This is a genomic window from Bartonella silvatica (genome assembly GCF_040545155.1).
Classification (GTDB): Bacteria; Pseudomonadota; Alphaproteobacteria; order Rhizobiales; family Rhizobiaceae; genus Bartonella; species Bartonella silvatica.
Window position 1 is genome coordinate 1 of sequence record NZ_JBEPLI010000004.1, and the last position, 18,319, is coordinate 18,319.

Sequence of the window (18,319 nt, forward strand, 5' to 3'; positions counted from 1 at the left end):
AAGTTGATTATGGGGGATGTTGTTGATGGTACTTTCATGGCAAGAGGGCATGTTAAAAATATTTATTTGGGAAGAAAAAAATACTTTATATGAAATTAATGACGAGAAAATTTTTACACAATGAGGTCGTTTTGGGCACAATAAAGTTGCTGGAAAGTTGCGGGGAAGAAAAGTTTTTAGGGAAGCTGTTTGGTAAAATGATCGTGCTCCTTTATCTCATGAAGTTTGAAAATATTTTCTTTTTTGTGGCAGTCATGATACGGGATCATTTTGATCAATATATTTCTTTTTCATTGTATCAGAAAATTTAAAGAGAGACGATGTTAGGATGTAGAATGTTTTGTTCAACTTTTTTGAAGAACCGTGAAATCTATGGACCGCTTTGTGTTGGTTTTGACCCTAGTCATAAAGTTTTGCAATCATGGAACTTGAGCTGTGACTATAAAGGACTCAAAGAGTTTTGTAATATTCTTCTCACTGCTGCTGTGGGGAATGTGGGGATTATAAAGCCACAAGTTGCATTTTTTGAACTGTATGGTGCGGAAGGTCTTCAAGTTCTCAAAGAGCTTATCAAAGACGCACAGGAACAAGGTTTATTGGTTCTCGTTGATGCAAAAAGGGGCGATATTGGCTCTACTGTTGAAGCTTATGGTCAAGCTTGGTTGGGTCCAAACAGTGCGTTTAAAGCGGATGCTATAACTGTGAATGCTTTTCTTGGCTTTGATGCTCTCATTCCTATGATAAAAATTGCAGAAGAAACGGGAACTGCAGTTTTTGTGGTTGTGCAATCCTCTAATCCAGAGGGAAAATCCATTCGAAATGCCCTTATTGGTGAGCAAACACTCTCTGTCCATTTAGCACAGCGTATTTGTGCTTATAATCGCCAGGTTTTAGAACAAAACCATTCTGTTGGTCCTATCGGTGCAGTTATTGGAGCAACATTGGGCAGTGAAGCAAAAGACACCATCGAACAATTAAAAAACAGTTTGTTTCTGGTTCCTGGTATCGGTGCTCAGGGGGGCACAATCACACAATTAACACAGCAGTTTCCACAAAGCTTATGGCAGAATATTATTCCTTCTATTTCAAGGTCAATTACAGATGCTGGCTTTAATAGTTTTGATCTCAAAACGCTCATTCATAAATTTGCACAGCAGGCTAAAAACACTCTTATGCCTTGAGAATTTTGAACTATGTGATCAATTTAAGAAGCTTTTATAAAAGAACTTATTTTTAGGGGGGAATTTGTGCTTAGCTCAAGTTGATAGCAGCTTTTAATGTTTTTAAAGGTGTTGCTGTTGTTTGTTTGATGTTGGGGTGAGGATATAACAGGAAAAGACCTTATGATCTTTGAGGCTTTGATGTCAGAGAATAAACAATAGCTTTTCTTTACCAATCAACATGCTCTTAAAAAAACATATACATAGATGTTTCTTATCGTGACATGCAGTCTGCTTTTTTAGAGGCGTTTTTTTATGATGATCATCCTAGCGTCTCTAAGATATAAGTTGCAACAATGTGGGCGGCATTAAGTGTTAAACGTGCATGACGAGGGAGGAGACGGCACTGCTTAAGCTGTTGTTCTGATTTGCCATGTGCAGCACTTTTTCGGTTTCTTAACTGCATGATATTATTTACGACTTCGTACAAACCAGAGACTATGTTTCTGACATGTTTGTCGTCTAGCTTTTTCGGCTGTATCCCCATATGTTCAATGATAATTTGCCATAAATTGGAGATGTTCGCACCGTTTTCATTATATGGTATACCATGGTGCTCAAGATAAATTTTACAGGATGCTTCTCATGCATTTGCTGCAAAGAGAATGGCGTTCGTTGGATCTTTTTCTATTTGTTTCAATGCTCTTTCGATTTCCATATGGACGGCGGAGAGTCCATTCTTTTCAACAAGTTTTTTTAATTCTTTTGTCGATAGAAAGCCGCTCTTGGTGATGTATCTTTCACTGTGGTACTCAAGCCCTCTTTTCTCTAAGGCTTGTAAAATGTGCGCTTTATCTTTTTCTCATTGTTCTGCTTTATCGCGTCATTTCGAAACATATTCATCTTTGAGATAGTATTCTTTGTCCATAAGTTCTCTTAGTAAACTATCAAGAACTTCAAGCGGCTTATCATATTCACGATTCATTGCATATAACCAGTTTTTAGCTCTGATATCTCGTGTATAAAAATATGGGTCGATTGGAATATTGGGAATCTTATGAGAATCTGAGAGTAACGAATATAAGTTGTCGAAGTCAATCTCATCATAATGCTCTGACAACATTTTAGATAGTCAATCAATGATTGCTGTGAGGATTTTGGGGGAAGGAAGATGTTTTTGTGAGGATGAATATTGCATCTTGAGTCTATGATTAGAAAGTGTGTGATAATTTATGGGGGTATGCCTATCTTGATAGAAAATTACATGGTCGCTTCTTGATTTTCTCGTATATTATCTTTTGTTTTATTTTTAAAGAGTCTCTTTTATTTTTGATCTTCTTTCTTTGATCATTTTGTTCTCAAATCATCTTACATTCCTTCTCATAAGAAATAAAGAGACAGAAAGGAATGGATCACATTGAAGATAGAAGATGATGATGTTTCTTGTTTCACGTTTATTGAGGTTTCAAGTTTATGAGACACTTTAACCGCTGGGGGAGCCATTTTTTTGGCGGACAATTGGCAAATTTTATCTTTTGGAAGGGAGCCATATCATGAAATTTGAAAATATTTTCTTTTTATAAAAGTTCATGTTGTGGGGCGTTTTGAGAAATGGCGTCCTTTTTGATGATACTAGAAAATTTAAAGAGGAGGGGAGGGAGCCCAGAATTTTTTATCAATAAATGGAAATGCTTCTCGACAAATGTAACAACATATTGATTTATAATGATCATTTAGCGTTCATTCATATTGAATGAGACCCCCGAATAACGTAAGATTCTCTCATTTTAAATCTGTTTATCTTGAATCAATCAAAATCATTCTCTTGCACGTCATAAGTGGGGCTGGTGTATAGGGTAAAATATAGATAGAGAGGACTAAAAATGGCTCTTATGAACTTATCTTCGCAAGGACTGTCACAACACCCATGGGCTGGCAAATATAATGATGGGGCCGGCTTGCTTCTTCATAAGTGTAAAGATGGAGGTGCTGGGTGGCTTTATCATTATACCCATTCATGGTCGACGCATAGAAAGGGATAGAGCTTCTTGAGAGGAGTGGACAAGCGTTCTCAATGGTAGATCGTATGAGGCAGATCGTTTGGAAGTATTTTGTTAAGTCAAAGCTGGTTCTATTATAAGGTCGTTTTGATGGATAAAGTCATTGCGGCGTTTGTTTCTATAAGATAAGACACATATAATCCGTGAATACAAATTATTGCTAGAGAATAACATGTCATCGAAACAGGAAAAAACCAAAGCGCGTTTACCTCGTGGTTTTGTTGATCGTACCAGTGCACAATTATATGCGGCTGAAACCATGATTGCTCAGATTCGTGAAGTTTATGAACTTTACGGTTTTGAAGCACTTGAAACCCCCATTTTTGAATATACAGATGTGTTGGGTAAATTTTTACCGGATACGGATCGCCCAAATGCGGGTGTTTTTTCACTGCAAGATGATGATGAGCAATGGATGTCTTTGCGCTATGATTTAACCGCACCTCTTGCGCGCTATTTTGCAGAAAATTTTGAAACTTTACCAAAACCTTATCGGAGCTATCGTCTTGGTTTTGTTTTCCGTAATGAAAAACCTGGACCTGGACGTTTTCGGCAATTTATGCAGTTTGATGCTGATATTGTTGGAACACCAACAGTGGCTGCGGATGCTGAAATTTGCATGATGGCGGCGGATAGTTTGGAAAAATTAGGTATTCAGCATCATGATTACGCTATTCGTCTTAATAACCGAAAAATTCTGGAGAGCGTTTTAGAGTTAATTGGTTTGAGAGAAAATGAACAAGCTGAACGGCGCTTAACTGTTCTTAGAGCGATTGATAAACTTGATAAATTTGGTCTTGAGGGGGTGCGTTTGCTTTTGGGTAAGGGACGCTTAGATGAAAGTGGTGACTTTACAAAAGGGGCAGAGTTACAAGACAAAGATATTGATCGTATCCTTTCGTTGTTTTGTACAGGGGCTGAAACAGCAGAGGAAACGCTTGATATTCTTAAAAAGGTGGTTGGTCATCATGCTCAAGGGTTGGAAGGTCTTCATGAACTTGAAGTGATGCAGAAAATTTTTGCTGAAAATGGTTATCAGAACCGCATTACAATTGATCCTTCTGTGGTTCGGGGATTAGATTATTATACGGGACCTGTTTTTGAGGCAGCTTTGCTTTTTGATGTTTTTAATGATGATGGACAAAAAGTTGTTTTTGGGTCTGTTGGTGGTGGGGGGCGCTATGATGGGTTGGTGGCACGCTTTCGTGGTGAAAATATTCCAGCAACGGGTTTTTCCATCGGCGTTTCACGTTTGATTGCTGCTTTGCAAAATCTTGGGAAATTGCCTTTGAAAGAAAATACTGGTCCCGTTGTGGTGTTGATGATGGATAAAGAGCCAGAAATGGTGGCAGGCTATCAAAAAATGGTACAGCGATTGCGCAGTGCTGGAATTTGTGCTGAACTCTATTTGGGGGCAGCGGGGATGAAAGCACAAATGAAATATGCAGATCGAAGACAAGCACCTTGTGTGGTGATCCAAGGTTCACAAGAACGTGAGAGTGGAAAAATACAGATCAAAGATCTGATTGAAGGGGCGCGTTTGTCTCATGAAATTAAGGATAATCAGACGTGGCGTGAAAGCCGACCAGCACAAATAACGGTTGATGAAGAGCAATTGGTGCAAGCTGTAAAAGATATTTTAGCTGCCCAAAATGTATAAAAGTTTTCATAATTTAACACTTTAAGATTTCTTGGTCATTATGATCTTAAGATCATAAAATTAAGGGTGGATGATTATGAGAGCTATTTGCAAGTTTATCTGCTTTTGAGGGACGCTGTGATACACGCTTTTTTACAGTGATCGTTGTCTGATACTATCTTTAATGATCTGCTGGGAATGCATGGATTGATGTTGCAAGTTGCATCATCACTCTATTTGCCCATTCATGGGTAACAGTTCTGACATCGAGACGATTCATAAGAACTCTTTTTACGCCTTTTTTATAGTTTTTATCCACATGCTTACCTCGCTTGCAGGGTCAAATGAATGGTTTTGGTAAATAGGTTTGAAATGAGAGAATCTTCGGTATTTTGGGCTCTTATACAACATAAAAAACAGTAAATTATTATTATAAACCAAATTGTTGTGTCGATATGGCTCTGTTTTAAGATGGTCATATTATTTCTATTTTCAATGATAATGAATAATAGGCAAAAGTTGTTTTTTTATCCGAGGGGGCGATGATAGGTTGGTGGCAGGCTTTTGTGGTGAAAATATTTCAGCAACGGGTTTTTCAATTGATGTTTCACGCTTGATTGCTGCTATGCAAAATATCACTGCTATGTAAAATATTGCTGCTTTGCAAAATTTTAGAAAATTGCCTTTGAAAGAAAATACTGGTCACGTTGTGGTGTTGATGATGGATAAAGAGCCAGAAATGGTAGCACGCTATCAAAAAATGGAGAGCAGCTATGGGAGTGTTGGAATTTGTGCTGAGTTCTCTTTGAGAGCAGCGAGAGCAGCCGCGGACGACATGTGCAGAGGAAATATGCAGAGTGTTGTGAGGTATTTTGTGTGGTAATCCAGAGTTTATAAAAGCGTGAGGGCGGAAAAACATCAATGGCAGTAATCCCTTTTTTGAAGATGTTGCTGCCATAGAATATATTCATTGCATGAATTGGGCTTAAAATCAGCCTTGTAGGGTTTTTAAAACATGTTGTGGTGAAGAAAATTCATAAGGGTCTGTTTGGCAATTGTCGGAATAGCCTTTTTCTTCAAACCAATGTTCAATAACCCCGTCATTAATGACGGCAGCATAACGCCATGAGCGCATGCCAAAACCGAGATTGTCCTTAGCAACCAGCATACCCATTTTACGGGTGAATTCACCAGAGCCGTCAGGGATTAATTTTACGTTTTTGACACCTTGTGATTTGCCCCAAGCATTCATAACGAAAGCATCATTGACAGAGAGGCAATAGATTTCATCAATGCCTAGTTTTTTAAATTCATCATAGAGTCTTTCAAAGTCAGGAAGCTGAAAGTTTGAGCAAGTAGGGGTAAAAGCTCCAGGCAAAGAAAAAAGAATAACCCGCTTTCCTTTAAAGTATGCATCACTGTTTTTCTCTTCCCACCGGAAAGGGTTGTCACCACCAATGGATTCATCACGGACACGTGTATGGAAAGTAGCGTTGGGAACTGTTTTTCTTATCATAATTATGCTCCTGTATTTTTTATGAATACTGTATTTAAAAGTATATTGTAGAGAATATTAAAAAAAACTTTTTCATTAGTGTGCAGATATTTCCCCGTTGCGTCAAGTAACATTAACAATTAATGGTCGACTTTGATTTATATCTCCTTTAAAATTAAATAGAATGATATTAAAGGCATTTTTATGATGATAACGACAGTTTTGACCACGGCTTTTGATGATCAAAAACCGGGAACCTCTGGTTTGCGTAAAAAAGTGTCGGTGTTTCAACAGCCTCATTATGCTGAAAATTTCATACAGTCTCTTTTTAACAGTATTGGATCGGTTGAAGGAAAATTGCTGATTCTTGGGGGGGATGGACGTTATTTTAACCACACTCTTCTGCAAATTGTATTGAAAATGGCGGCAGCCCACGGGGTTGCTTGTGTAAAAGTGGGGAGAGGAGGCATTCTTTCCACACCAGCGGTTTCGCATCTTATTCGCAAATATCATGCTCATGGGGGTTTTATCCTTTCTGCAAGTCATAACCCTGGTGGTTCTGAGGGGGATTGTGGAATCAAGTACAATATTTCCAATGGTGGACCTGCTCCTGATTTTTTGTGTGAAGCTATTTTTGCAGCATCGCAACGCCTTTCTTTTTATAAAATCTTTGAAGCGCCAGACATCGATTTAGAAAGAGAAGGCACAAGCTTTATCGGATCTATGCGAGTTGATATTATTGATCCCGTTGCAGATTACGTTGCTTTGATGCAGGAAATTTTTGACTTTGATTGTATTGCAGGAGCTGTTGAAAAAGGGCTCACTTTGCGCTTTGATGCATTGCATGCGGTGACAGGTCCTTATGCCCATGAAATTTTTGAAAAATGTTTAGGGTTTTCTGAAGGAACCGTTGTGAATGGTATTCCTTTACCAGATTTTGGAGGCGGACATCCAGATCCTAATTTGGTTTATGCCAAGGATCTTTATGATTTGTTGATGTCTGATCAAGGACCTAACCTTGGGGCAGCCTCTGATGGGGATGGAGATCGTAACCTTATTATTGGTCGTGGGCAGTTTATAACGCCTTCTGATTCTTTAGCTATTATGGCTGAATATGCCCCTTTGATTAAAGGATACCGTCAAGGTATTGTCGGCATTGCGCGCTCTATGCCTACAGCGCATGCTGCTGATTTGGTTGCTGAAAAAAAAGGATTGAATTGTTTTGAAACACCAACGGGATGGAAGTTTTTTGGATCACTTTTGGATGCTGGAAAAGTAACCTTTTGTGGTGAAGAAAGCTTTGGAACAGGCTCTCATCATATCCGTGAAAAGGATGGTTTATGGGCTGTGCTTTTTTGGTTAAATATTTTAGCGGTGACAGATAAAACTGTTGTGCAAATTGCACAGCAACATTGGCGCACATATGGGCGTTGTTACTCTTTACGGCATGATTATGAGAAAGTGGAATCATCAAAAGCTTGGGATATGATAGAGCAGTTGCGTGGGCATTTACCCCAAGCGGGGACGGAAATCGCTGGGCTTCAGGTCGAAAAAGCAGATGATTTTACTTATCACGATCCTGTTGATCAGAGTGTGAGTGCGAGACAAGGGATCCGTATTTTTTTCGAAAATGGTGCACGGCTGGTGGTGCGTTTATCGGGCACCGGAACGGTCGGGGCCACTTTACGGCTTTATTTTGAACAGTATGAATCGGATCCCCAAAAACACAACCAAGACCCCAAAACGGTTCTCCAACCTGTGCAAAATGCAGCACTGACGTTATTGAATATACAGCAACAATTAGGTCGCGCATTCCCTGATGTTGTTACATGAAAACACAATGTTGCGTTGTTTTGTAAAGGATGTGTGGAAACCATAAAGATTTTTCAAAAGCACCGGCACAGACAGCTAGCAAAACCAGCGCCTGTGAAGCCAACGCCGGTGGTTGAGCATTTTTAAAGATTGTGGTCGTTCATATTATCGTGAGAAGGTATGGGAAAGAGGAGTGTGTGTTAACAAGAATGTATCTCTCATGCCAAGCACTACAAAACACTATTGATATTCACGCGTTTGTTTTAAAGAAGCATTTTGCCATATTTCCCTTTTCATGATCGTGTTTTGGGATGGTGTGGTGGTCAAACTATTGGGCGCTATCATTTTTATATTGGGGCATGCGCAACTGGCATGATCATTGTTGTTTTCTAGCTTATGGGGTGCTGCTTCGGTTTTTGTATTGAGATGACGAGGGGCATTTGTGGACAATAGAAAATCGCGCATTGTAAAAGATGAGAGAGATTTATGGAATTTTATCTCAGAAGATTTTTGAAAACTTTAACAAAACAACTTCAATAAGATCGTTTTTGACAAAAGATATTTATGGACCCTGTAAGTTTCTGTCATAGAAACAAAGTGATAATATTCATGAATAAACTATTTAATAGAGGCATGTTGAAAAATTCTATTCCCGAATCTTATTATATCGCCCCTAGCTTTACAAAAATATAAATCAAATCAATTATCCATATAGATAAAAATGGGGCTTGTTATTTAATAGAGGAATACAGCGGTTTAATATGGTTTTACTGTGTTATATGAAAGAAATCCTTTTACTTTTGTAAAACTGAAAAATATTGAAAATTATTTGAGACTTTTTCTTCAAAAAGTGGATTTGCAGATATAAGTGCCTTTTTTACTCGTGTTTTCTCGCACGCTCGCTTTGCTTATGATATGTCAGGCGGTGTTTTGTGTCATCTTTGAAACGGGGAGGCAACCTAATTGAGAGAGAATGTCAAGCTGCAAGGGTGCAAACCTATTGACCATCTTTCCCTTTTCATTCAGCTTTACACTTTTCAAAAGTGTTTCGAAATATCTTTTTAAATAATGGAGATTACGCATTGCTTTGCGCTTTTGTTATGCATGTTCTTTATAATAGGGTCACGCCCCTTACGTAAAATCGCACGCCACCCAGTGGTACGGGTTTGTTTTAAAGAAACACCGCGCAATGTTTTCAAGCCTATTTCACGACGGCGCCCGCGAAGGATATTTTGAAGGGTATAACGATAAAGCCACCCAGCATCTCCGTCTTTACGCTTGTGAAGAAGCAAGTCGGTACCATATTCGCCAGTTCGTGGGTATTGCGACAGTCCTTGCTAAGATAAGTTCATAAGAGCCATTTTTAGTTTTTTTATACAGTTTTTATCTACACGCCAGCTCCGTTTATGACGTGCTTAATTGATTCAATATAAACAGATTTGAAATGAGGGAATCTTACGTTATTCGGGATACTCATTTAACATGAATAACGATAGATTATGATTGTAAATCAATGTATTATCTTTCATTATACGCTAACCTCGCTTATGACGTGCAAGCAAGTGATTGTGATTCATTCAACTGAAAACAAGTATGGAATGAGAGAATCTCATAATATTTGGGTTTTTCACGCAACACACAAGAGAACTCAATATCCTTAGTGTTCGATGATAAGAATCTGATTTTGAAAGAAGCGGGAAATTTTACCAAGGATTTTTTTTAATAGGGGGGCGCATGTTTGATGTTGGCATGGAGACATTATATTCAATACGTTTTGCTGAAAGCACTAAACAATGAAGACAGAATAGCTTTTGGCTTCTTCATTTGGTGAAATGAAGGCACGTGGCTTGCCAGTGAAATTTTTGTTAATATGCCCATATAATTTCTGTGAGATGAAATGAAAAAATAGAGTGTTTTGGTCAAAGGGAAGAAATTTTACTTTTGTGATTTTTTTAAGATATGTGCTTGAGTGCTGAAGATCCCTTTTTATTTTTTCAAATATTGATCATGCTTTGATGGACGATAAAAGGTTGTTTTACGACTTTGTTTGTTAAATGCACGCTTCATAAGGAAGATAGGAGCACCATGACCATCAGAAAAACGGTTCTCAACACGCATGCTCATATGTTTGTGTGTGTGATCAAGGCTACACTGTTCTTCTATTGATCTGCTTATGGGGCAGGGTGTTGCACCAGCTTTTGCATTAAGGCAATTGAGGAAGAGTCATTTTTAGTCCTTTCTTACAGGTTTTTATCCATATTTTGATTTCTCTTGAGATGAGTCAGGGAATAGTTTGTTTCAATATTAAACGGGTTTGGAATGAAAGGATTTTAGGATCTTCGGGTTTCTCATCAATATGCAAAGTGATGAATTGTGCATATAAATCAATATTTTGCCCGACTGTGAAGATTATCGATACCGATATGTTCAAGCTTGAGAAGGTTTTTCACCTTTGTAAGAAATGTGGCGTTGAGTAAATCTTTATAAGGGACGTATCATCGCATGAAGTTGTGCAAGAGGTTTGGTCAAGAGAGATGGGTGTCAATTGTTAAAAATGCAAAATATCGCACCGAGAATGGTCCGATATTTTTCACGAAAAGCTTTGTCAATATCCGTATCAGATTGTTTATGATAAAGTGGTTTATTGCGGATGGATCATCTTTTTGGGATCCACCAACCGATCATAATCTTCTGCAGAAACGCCTGCCTTGAGTGCTTCAACACGGAGCGTTGTATCGTTTTTATGCGCTGCTTTAGCAATTTCGGCGGCTTTTTCATAGCCAATTTCTGGAGTCAGAGCTGTTACCAGCATTAAAGAACGCTCCATGAGAGAATGAATATGAACACGATTGGCTGTTAACCCTTGAATGCAATGGAGATCAAAAGAGCGCATGCAGTCACCAAGAAGGGTAATCGATTGCAAAATATTATAGCCAATAACAGGTTTATAAACATTGAGTTCAAAATGCCCTTGGCTTGCGGCAAAAGTAACAGTGGTATGATTACCAAAGACTTGGGCTGCAACCATTGTCATGGCTTCACATTGTGTGGGGTTAACTTTCCCTGGCATGATAGAAGAGCCTGGTTCATTTTCTGGTAAGCTGAGTTCTCCTAATCCTGAGCGTGGCCCTGATCCCAAAAACCTGATGTCATTGGCAATTTTGAAGAGATCAGCGGCAAGCGCATTAAGACTGCCATGGAAATGTGCAAGCGCACCATGATGGGCGAGTGCCTCAAATTTGTTGCCGGCCGTTTTAAAAGCTATTCCAGTGAGTGTGCTGATTGTTTGCGCAAAAGCAACATCAAATCCTTTGGGTGCATTAAGCCCTGTGCCCACAGCTGTTCCCCCTTGGGCGAGAGTTTGCACATCGACAAGAGCGGTTTCAATACGTTGGCGATCAGCTTCTAAAGCCGCGCGATAACCTGAAAACTCTTGGGCTAATGTTAAAGGTGTTGCATCTTGGGTATGGGTGCGTCCAATTTTAATAATATCAGAAAATTCTTCTTCCTTTTTTTTCAAGGTGGTAATCAACGCTTCAAGAATAGGAAATAAATGTTGGCGTGTTTGCAATGTGGTGGCAATGTGAAGCGCTGTGGGAAACGAGTCGTTTGAGGATTGGCTCATATTGACATGATCATTGGGATGAACAGGTGTTTTGCTTCCCAATTTTCCTCCCAAAAGCATGTTGGCATGGTTGGCAATCACTTCATTGACGTTCATATTGCTTTGTGTGCCAGAACCTGTTTGCCAAACAGAAAGGGGAAAATGTGTATCAAAGGCACCTGCCAAAACTTCATCTGCAGCTGTCATGATTGCTTTTCCGATGTTTTGTGGCAGTTTTCCTTTTTCCATATTCACCATCGCCGCGGCTTTTTTGATAAGGCTTAAGGCATAAATGACGGTGAGTGGCTGTTTTTCAATGCCAATATTAAAGTTATGCAGAGAACGTTCGGTTTGGGCGCCCCAATAACGGTCTTGACGCACCGCAATCATTCCAAAACTATCCGTTTCCTGACGTGTTGCAACCATGATTTAAGATCCTTTATATATTCACAGGTTAATAAATATTAGATAATGCAAAATAGAGAAGAGAAGCAAGACTTGAAGTCTTTTAAGGTAAATTATTTTTGGGTGGTCCTTGACATTGAGAGGGGGCAATTTTATATCTTAACCAGTGTTAGCACTCAGAGTTTAAGAGTGCTAGCAAGGACTTAAAATTAATGTGATTATATTAAGTTTTGAGGATTTAAAACATGGCTAATATACAATTCCGCCCACTTCACGATCGTGTCGTTGTTCGTCGGGTTGAATCTGAAAATAAAACGGCTGGTGGGATTATCATTCCTGATACAGCAAAGGAAAAACCTCAAGAAGGTGAAGTGATTGCTATTGGCAATGGGGCTCTCGATGATAATGGAAAGCGCGTGCCTTTAGAAGTTAAAGCAGGAGACCGTATCTTGTTTGGCAAGTGGTCTGGAACCGAAGTGAAGATTAATGGGGAAGACCTCTTAATCATGAAAGAATCTGATATTATGGGAATCTTGGGCTAATTGAGACTCTCAAATTTTTTATCTTTCATTTTATACTAATTGAGATAACTCCAAGGAGAAATTAAATGGCTGCTAAAGAAGTCAAATTTGGCCGTGATGCGCGGGAGCGTTTGTTGCGCGGTGTCGATATCCTTGCTAATGCTGTTAAGGTAACGTTGGGCCCTAAAGGTCGTAATGTGGTAATTGATAAATCATTTGGTGCACCTCGCATTACAAAGGATGGGGTATCGGTTGCAAAGGAAATCGAACTGGAAGATAAGTTCGAAAATATGGGTGCGCAAATGTTGCGCGAAGTTGCTTCTAAGACCAATGATGTTGCAGGTGATGGAACCACAACGGCAACGGTTTTGGGGCAAACAATTGTGCAAGAAGGTGTTAAAGCCGTTGCAGCTGGTATGAACCCTATGGATCTCAAGCGTGGGATCGATGCTGCTGTTGATGAAGTGGTGGCAAATCTCTTCAAAAAAGCAAAGAAAATTCAAACTTCAGAAGAAATTGCACAAGTGGGAACAATTTCCGCAAATGGTGCTGCCGAAATCGGAAAAATGATCGCCAATGCTATGGAAAAAGTTGGCAATGAAGGCGTCATTACCGTGGAAGAAGCAAAAACTGCTGAAACAGAACTGGAAGTTGTTGAAGGAATGCAGTTCGATCGTGGATATCTTTCCCCTTATTTTGTCACAAATGCTGAGAAAATGGTGGCAGATCTCGATGATCCTTACATTCTCATTCATGAAAAGAAATTGTCGAATCTACAGTCCTTGCTGCCTGTGCTGGAAGCTGTTGTTCAATCTGGAAAACCACTTCTTATTATTGCTGAAGATGTGGAAGGCGAAGCTTTGGCAACATTGGTTGTTAACAAGTTGCGCGGTGGTTTGAAAATTGCTGCGGTGAAGGCTCCAGGATTTGGTGATCGTCGTAAAGCTATGCTTGAAGATATTGCTATCTTGACATCAGGTCAGGTAATTTCTGAAGATGTGGGCATTAAGCTTGAAAATGTCACTTTGGACATGCTTGGTCGGGCAAAGAAAGTCAATATTTCTAAAGAAAATACAACGATTATTGATGGTGCTGGACAAAAAGCTGAAATTGCTGCACGCGTTAATCAGATCAAAGCACAGATTGAAGAAACAACTTCTGACTATGACCGTGAGAAATTGCAAGAAAGACTTGCTAAACTCGCTGGCGGTGTTGCTGTTATCCGTGTTGGTGGAGCCACAGAAGTTGAAGTGAAAGAAAAGAAAGATCGTGTTGATGATGCCTTGAACGCAACACGTGCTGCTGTGGAAGAAGGGATTGTGGCAGGCGGTGGAACCGCATTGTTGCGTGCCGCAAGTGCTTTGAGTGTTAAGGGAAGCAATCCTGACCAAGAAGCGGGTATTAATATCGTTCGTCGTGCTCTTCAGGCACCGGCGCGTCAAATTGCCACCAATGCCGGTGAAGAAGCGGCTATTATCGTTGGAAAAGTGTTGGAAAACAATGCAGATACATTTGGTTACAACACTGCAACGGGTGAATTTGGTGATTTGATTGCTTTGGGAATTGTTGATCCTGTGAAGGTTGTGCGTTCTGCTCTTCAGAATGCTGCTTCTATTGCGAGTCTTCTTATTACCACGGAAGCAATGGTGGCTGAAGCTCCAAAGAAAGAAGCTCCAGTTCCTCCAATGCCAGCTGGTGGAATGGGTGGAATGGGTGGAATGGATTTCTAAGCCTTTTCATAAAGATAAAGCGAAACGGGCCTCTTTGGCCCGTTTTTTTTGTATTTGTTCGTCTCGTGTATTCTCATTGATGATGCCTTGAACGCAACACGTGCTGCTGTGGAAGAAGGGATTGTGGCAGGCGGTGGAACCGCATTGTTGCGTGCCGCAAGTGCTTTGCGTGTTAAGGGAAGCAATTTTGACCCAAGAAGCGGGTATTCATATCGTTCGTCGTGCTCTTCAGGCACCGGCGCGTCAAATTGCCACCAATGCCGGTGAAGAAGCGGCTATTATCGTTGGAAAAGTGTTGGAAAACAATGCAGATACATTTGGTTACAACACTGCAACGGGTGAATTTGGTGATTTGATTGCTTTGGGAATTGTTGATCCTGTGAAGGTTGTGCGTTCTGCTCTTCAGAATGCTGCTTCTATTGCGAGTCTTCTTATTACCACGGAAGCAATGGTGGCTGAAGCTCCAAAGAAAGAAGCTCCAGTTCCTCCAATGCCAGCTGGTGGAATGGGTGGAATGGATTTCTAAGCCTTTTCATAAAGATAAAGCGAAACGGGCCTCTTTGGCCCGTTTTTTTTGTACTTGTTCGTCTCGTGTATTCTCATTGATGATGCCTTGAACGCAACACGTGCTGCTGTGGAAGAAGGGATTGTGGCAGGCGGTGGAACCGCATTGTTGCGTGCCGCAAGTGCTTTGCGTGTTAAGGGAAGCAATTTTGACCCAAGAAGCGGGTATTCATATCGTTCGTCGTGCTCTTCAAGCAATGGCGCGTCAAATTGCCACCAATGCCGGTGAAGAAGCGGCTATTATTGTTGGAAAAGTGTTGGAAAACAATGCAGATACATTTGGTTACAACACTGCAACGGGTGAATTTGGTGATTTGATTGCTTTCAAGAATTGTTAACCTCGTGAAGGTTGTGCCTGACTACGGATCGACACAACCTGTCGCATTCTTATGCTTTTAAAAGCGTTCATTTGGATCAGAGATTAATTGTAAAATGGCTTTGCGTTTTATAGAGTTAAGAATTCTAAATCTTTTGAGCAGAATATATTCTTCTTTGTTTGAGGCAATCTCATCATAATGGTAGGCAGTGTCTTGTTTTGTTGCGTTATCGGCATAAAAAAGGCAATAGGAACATGGAGGATATCGGTAATTTCCTTTAAACGCCGAGCAGCGATACGGTTGAAGCCTGTTCATATTTTTGCGCTTGTTGGGAATTTACACTTAAAGACTGTCTTCACTGATTTTAAGATATTTTCAGCGTGTTTTGTCTAAAGCAAATTTTTTTGCCAATGAATTTGCCTACGAAAATATCGTTATGAGGATTTTTACTCTGCACCTTCCCCCCCCCCACCGGTTGCGAGCGCCCGTACATTGGGTTTCCGGGAGTTAAAAGCACTGAACTCGAATCAACATTTTGCTTTTAGTACTTAAAGCACCTGGACATAACAAAAACTCCCGGAATCCCAAAGATGTTTACAGAGTGTGCTCATTTTTACGCTAGAACTTAGGGTTTTCAAGGTATTCTTGATCATTGTGTATGCTATTAAAATATCTTTTAAAGTGTAAAGTCATTTCATGAAACTGGCAATAAAAATGAAAACAGTGTTTCTCAATGGATGATTTTTTTAAATGAGGTTTTTTGCTTCTCGTAAAATTGAAAATAACAAGATCGCTATTTTGCGCATAGGATATTGTTTATCAAAGTAAATGATAGGAAAATGGAATATGTTTTCAAAATGAAAGCACTTGTTTTTATGAGAGGGCTGCTTATTCAGAAGTAAGATGACCTGAAGCTTGCGAAGGGAATTTTAAAGGAGGGCGTCAAGAGTGATTTTTCTTTAAGAAGCCAAATTGTTTCCCTGTTATATGGGGGGTGATGGGGAAGGAACATTCTTTGAGATGTGGAAAGGAGGTAGAAAATGGAGAATCCCCATGCTTTTTAAGTTTTTATATTTTATTGCTCAAGTAATGATCTCAAAGCCCGATTTGTTGAGAGAACAAACAAACCTCGGTTTTGGAGGGCAGGGAAACAGGGTGCTTGAGAGCGCCTATTTTGGGCCCATAAATCGTTTGTTTTGTCTTTTTTTATGCGGTTGTGAAATCATGATGATAGGGGGGATCCTCTTATAGCGCAACGGTCTCTTAAATATATCCCATAGAAAAATGATGATGTCTTTTGTATGGATATGATGATAAAAATGGAAAAATCTTTTATCGTTTTTTCTCAATGATTGCTCGTTGAATCTTTTTCTCGACGATTTTTATGATTTTCCCATTTCAAGCTTTCTTAGAGTGAAGCAATGAACGGTTTTCTTACATATTCAAGCCGGAATGGTGTGTTAAACTCCTGACAATAAGCCGTACAATGCTTGATGCTCTCAAATGCCAAAGTTTGTTATCCAACTGTTATGTCGTAAAACACCGAGCGGTGAGGCATATAAAGTTTATACATATGGCGTTAAGAGTTTGGAGCAGAGCTTAAAGCCTATGAAACATCACCTAGCGATGATACGAAGTCACAGGGGAAAATATAACATAAAATAAAGCTGTTTTTCGTGAGACAATGGACAATGGGGCTTTCTTGCTCTATGATTCTTTAGAGAAATGATTTTTCTTGCATGAAAGAAAAAATATATGAACCAAAATTCTCAATGTCCTCGCTGTGGTGGTCTCTATACTTACGAAGAGGGGGAAAATTTTGTGTGTCCTGAATGTGCACATGAATGGCCACAAAAGAGTGAAGATCCTTCTGATGATATTGTTTATGATGCTAATGGTCAGGTTTTGGCAAATGGCGATAGTGTTCTGCTGATAAAAGATCTTAAGGTAAAAGGCGCTGCATCTGTTCTCAAAAGTGGTACGAAGGTGAAAAATATTCGTCTTGTGGATGGGGATCATAATATTGATTGCAAAATTCCTGGGATGGGGCAAATTGGCTTAAAGTCAGAATTCGTAAAAAAAGTTTAGCGGTTATACAGCTTTTAGAATTGTTTTTTATTCTGAATAGGCAATGATCCATACAATCCCTTCAATTGGCTCTTCACGCGTAAACGTATAAGGGCCTGTGCGAATAGCTGTCAGAGGCAATTCATGCAAAGCCAATTGTATCACGATTGTTGTTTGGAAACGTGTTTTATAAAAGCTCTTTCTTCAATTTATTGCTGGCATATTCTGCGTTTTATGGCGTTGTTTCTTCCTAAGAGAGGGCGTGTTTTTGTTATTGCTTATCAATCCATATTTCAGATTAACGCTATAGCGTGTTTTATGAAAAATATTTAATATAATTCAGTATGTTATGATCTATATTAATTTTTGTATATCAGATAAAAAAGAGCGTATTGTGTCTATCTATGTGGGGCATTTCTAAAACAGAAAGACAGTCTCATTTTGAGAGAAAATGAAATTTTCATGCTTTGTATTTCTGAGGTTCTGGGAGCATGCTTTAATGGGAAAATGTTCTTATGTACAACAGAGTGCCATTGTGTTGTATCTTCATGCGTTTGTTTGAAGAAACATGTCCCCAAGACTATTGATGATATATCTGTGAATAGTATAGCGCAAAAACTATTGAGCACCGCTACTTTTACGCTTATGAAGGGGCAATTTGGCATTCTCAATTCTCTTTGCCAATGCGTGGATATTCAACCCGCTTTTATGTTGTACCCGCTTTTATATGGAGGCGATTTATCAGAGGTCTTTTTAGTTCTTTCTTATATCGTTTTATTCACACATAAGCTTCGTTTGTGATGTGAAAGAAAGTGGTTTTGCTTAATGTGGGTGGGATTATGATGAAAAAAGTTTACAAAATTGCGGCAATATTCGGGGGTATGATTTAAGTTGTAAACGGTATACTATCCTTATAAATCAATATCTTGACTTGATAAAACATGT

13 protein-coding genes and 4 pseudogenes are annotated in these 18,319 nt (G+C 39.4%); 10 read left to right on the plus strand and 7 right to left on the minus strand.

Annotation, left to right across the window (positions count from 1 at the left end; all coding sequences use genetic code 11):
* The first annotated feature begins 335 nt into the window (after positions 1 to 335).
* Complete coding sequence (pyrF, locus tag ABID23_RS03035; protein ID WP_354189215.1) at positions 336 to 1,181, plus strand: orotidine-5'-phosphate decarboxylase; 846 nt, start codon at positions 336 to 338, stop codon at positions 1,179 to 1,181.
* A gap of 301 nt (positions 1,182 to 1,482) precedes the next feature.
* Here the strand turns inward: pyrF and ABID23_RS03040 are convergent.
* Positions 1,483 to 1,791, minus strand: a pseudogene (locus ABID23_RS03040) (abortive infection family protein); the annotation flags it as partial.
* Between the two features lie 1,252 nt (positions 1,792 to 3,043).
* Between ABID23_RS03040 and ABID23_RS03045 the strand changes: the two are divergent.
* Both ABID23_RS03045 and hisS read left to right on the plus strand, forming a co-directional pair.
* Positions 3,044 to 3,202 (plus strand): DUF4102 domain-containing protein, encoded by a 159-nt coding sequence (locus ABID23_RS03045; RefSeq protein ID WP_354189218.1) that lies wholly within the window; start codon positions 3,044 to 3,046, stop codon positions 3,200 to 3,202.
* A 190-nt stretch (positions 3,203 to 3,392) separates the two neighbouring features.
* On the plus strand, positions 3,393 to 4,880 hold the full coding sequence (gene hisS / locus ABID23_RS03050; RefSeq protein WP_354189220.1) for a histidine--tRNA ligase: 1,488 nt from the start codon (positions 3,393 to 3,395) through the stop codon (positions 4,878 to 4,880).
* A 160-nt stretch (positions 4,881 to 5,040) separates the two neighbouring features.
* On the opposite strand, the gene ABID23_RS03055 is transcribed toward hisS, so the two are convergent.
* Positions 5,041 to 5,178: a hypothetical protein gene (locus ABID23_RS03055; RefSeq protein ID WP_354189222.1), complete on the minus strand. Its 138-nt coding sequence runs from the start codon at positions 5,176 to 5,178 to the stop codon at positions 5,041 to 5,043.
* A gap of 366 nt (positions 5,179 to 5,544) precedes the next feature.
* Between ABID23_RS03055 and ABID23_RS08150 the strand changes: the two genes are divergently transcribed.
* Positions 5,545 to 5,742 (plus strand): hypothetical protein, encoded by a 198-nt coding sequence (locus ABID23_RS08150; protein ID WP_435521245.1) that lies wholly within the window; start codon positions 5,545 to 5,547, stop codon positions 5,740 to 5,742.
* 108 nt (positions 5,743 to 5,850) lie between these two features.
* On the opposite strand, the gene ABID23_RS03065 is transcribed toward ABID23_RS08150, so the two are convergent.
* Entirely contained in the window at positions 5,851 to 6,375 is a 525-nt protein-coding gene (locus ABID23_RS03065; protein WP_354189224.1) for a peroxiredoxin, read from the minus strand.
* A gap of 183 nt (positions 6,376 to 6,558) precedes the next feature.
* Here ABID23_RS03065 and ABID23_RS03070 point away from each other — a divergent pair, with 183 nt between their 5' ends.
* Positions 6,559 to 8,187, plus strand: coding sequence for an alpha-D-glucose phosphate-specific phosphoglucomutase (locus ABID23_RS03070; RefSeq protein ID WP_354189226.1), 1,629 nt, complete (start codon positions 6,559 to 6,561; stop codon positions 8,185 to 8,187).
* A 1,040-nt stretch (positions 8,188 to 9,227) separates the two neighbouring features.
* On the opposite strand, the gene ABID23_RS03075 is transcribed toward ABID23_RS03070, so the two are convergent.
* From ABID23_RS03075 to fumC, 3 genes are all read right to left on the minus strand, one after another.
* On the minus strand, positions 9,228 to 9,458 hold the full coding sequence (locus ABID23_RS03075) for a hypothetical protein (protein ID WP_354189228.1): 231 nt from the start codon (positions 9,456 to 9,458) through the stop codon (positions 9,228 to 9,230).
* A gap of 694 nt (positions 9,459 to 10,152) precedes the next feature.
* Complete coding sequence (locus tag ABID23_RS03080) at positions 10,153 to 10,284, minus strand: hypothetical protein (protein ID WP_354189230.1); 132 nt, start codon at positions 10,282 to 10,284, stop codon at positions 10,153 to 10,155.
* Positions 10,285 to 10,807: 523 nt separating this feature from the next.
* Complete coding sequence (gene fumC / locus ABID23_RS03085; protein ID WP_354189232.1) at positions 10,808 to 12,196, minus strand: class II fumarate hydratase; 1,389 nt, start codon at positions 12,194 to 12,196, stop codon at positions 10,808 to 10,810.
* A 224-nt stretch (positions 12,197 to 12,420) separates the two neighbouring features.
* On the opposite strand from fumC, the gene groES reads away from it, so the two are divergent.
* The 4 genes and pseudogenes from groES to ABID23_RS03105 all read left to right on the plus strand — a co-directional run.
* Positions 12,421 to 12,717 (plus strand): co-chaperone GroES, encoded by a 297-nt coding sequence (groES, locus tag ABID23_RS03090; RefSeq protein ID WP_354189234.1) that lies wholly within the window; start codon positions 12,421 to 12,423, stop codon positions 12,715 to 12,717.
* Positions 12,718 to 12,782: 65 nt separating this feature from the next.
* Entirely contained in the window at positions 12,783 to 14,426 is a 1,644-nt protein-coding gene (gene groL, locus ABID23_RS03095; protein WP_354189236.1) for a chaperonin GroEL, read from the plus strand.
* Positions 14,427 to 14,501: 75 nt separating this feature from the next.
* Positions 14,502 to 14,952, plus strand: a pseudogene (locus ABID23_RS03100) (TCP-1/cpn60 chaperonin family protein); the annotation flags it as partial.
* Between the two features lie 75 nt (positions 14,953 to 15,027).
* Positions 15,028 to 15,313: pseudogene (locus ABID23_RS03105) on the plus strand (TCP-1/cpn60 chaperonin family protein); the annotation flags it as partial.
* Positions 15,314 to 15,385: 72 nt separating this feature from the next.
* Here the strand turns inward: ABID23_RS03105 and ABID23_RS03110 are convergent.
* Positions 15,386 to 15,800, minus strand: a pseudogene (locus tag ABID23_RS03110) (helix-turn-helix domain-containing protein).
* 1,262 nt (positions 15,801 to 17,062) lie between these two features.
* Between ABID23_RS03110 and ABID23_RS03115 the strand changes: the two are divergent.
* Positions 17,063 to 17,395 (plus strand): zinc ribbon domain-containing protein YjdM, encoded by a 333-nt coding sequence (locus ABID23_RS03115; RefSeq protein ID WP_354189238.1) that lies wholly within the window; start codon positions 17,063 to 17,065, stop codon positions 17,393 to 17,395.
* Positions 17,396 to 18,319 lie beyond the last annotated feature (924 nt).

Excerpts from the sequence above, each read along its gene's own strand:
- hisS (WP_354189220.1), top strand. The coding sequence starts at position 3,393 with ATGTCATCGAAACAGGAAAAAACCAAAGCGCGTTTACCTCGTGGTTTT.
- groES (WP_354189234.1), top strand. The coding sequence starts at position 12,421 with ATGGCTAATATACAATTCCGCCCACTTCACGATCGTGTCGTTGTTCGT.
- pyrF (WP_354189215.1), top strand. The coding sequence starts at position 336 with ATGTTTTGTTCAACTTTTTTGAAGAACCGTGAAATCTATGGACCGCTT.
- groL (WP_354189236.1), top strand. The coding sequence starts at position 12,783 with ATGGCTGCTAAAGAAGTCAAATTTGGCCGTGATGCGCGGGAGCGTTTG.
- ABID23_RS03045 (WP_354189218.1), top strand. The coding sequence starts at position 3,044 with ATGGCTCTTATGAACTTATCTTCGCAAGGACTGTCACAACACCCATGG.
- ABID23_RS03115 (WP_354189238.1), top strand. The coding sequence starts at position 17,063 with ATGAACCAAAATTCTCAATGTCCTCGCTGTGGTGGTCTCTATACTTAC.
- fumC (WP_354189232.1), bottom strand. The coding sequence starts at position 12,196 with ATGGTTGCAACACGTCAGGAAACGGATAGTTTTGGAATGATTGCGGTG.
- ABID23_RS03065 (WP_354189224.1), bottom strand. The coding sequence starts at position 6,375 with ATGATAAGAAAAACAGTTCCCAACGCTACTTTCCATACACGTGTCCGT.
- ABID23_RS03070 (WP_354189226.1), top strand. The coding sequence starts at position 6,559 with ATGATGATAACGACAGTTTTGACCACGGCTTTTGATGATCAAAAACCG.
- ABID23_RS03080 (WP_354189230.1), bottom strand. The coding sequence starts at position 10,284 with ATGCGTGTTGAGAACCGTTTTTCTGATGGTCATGGTGCTCCTATCTTC.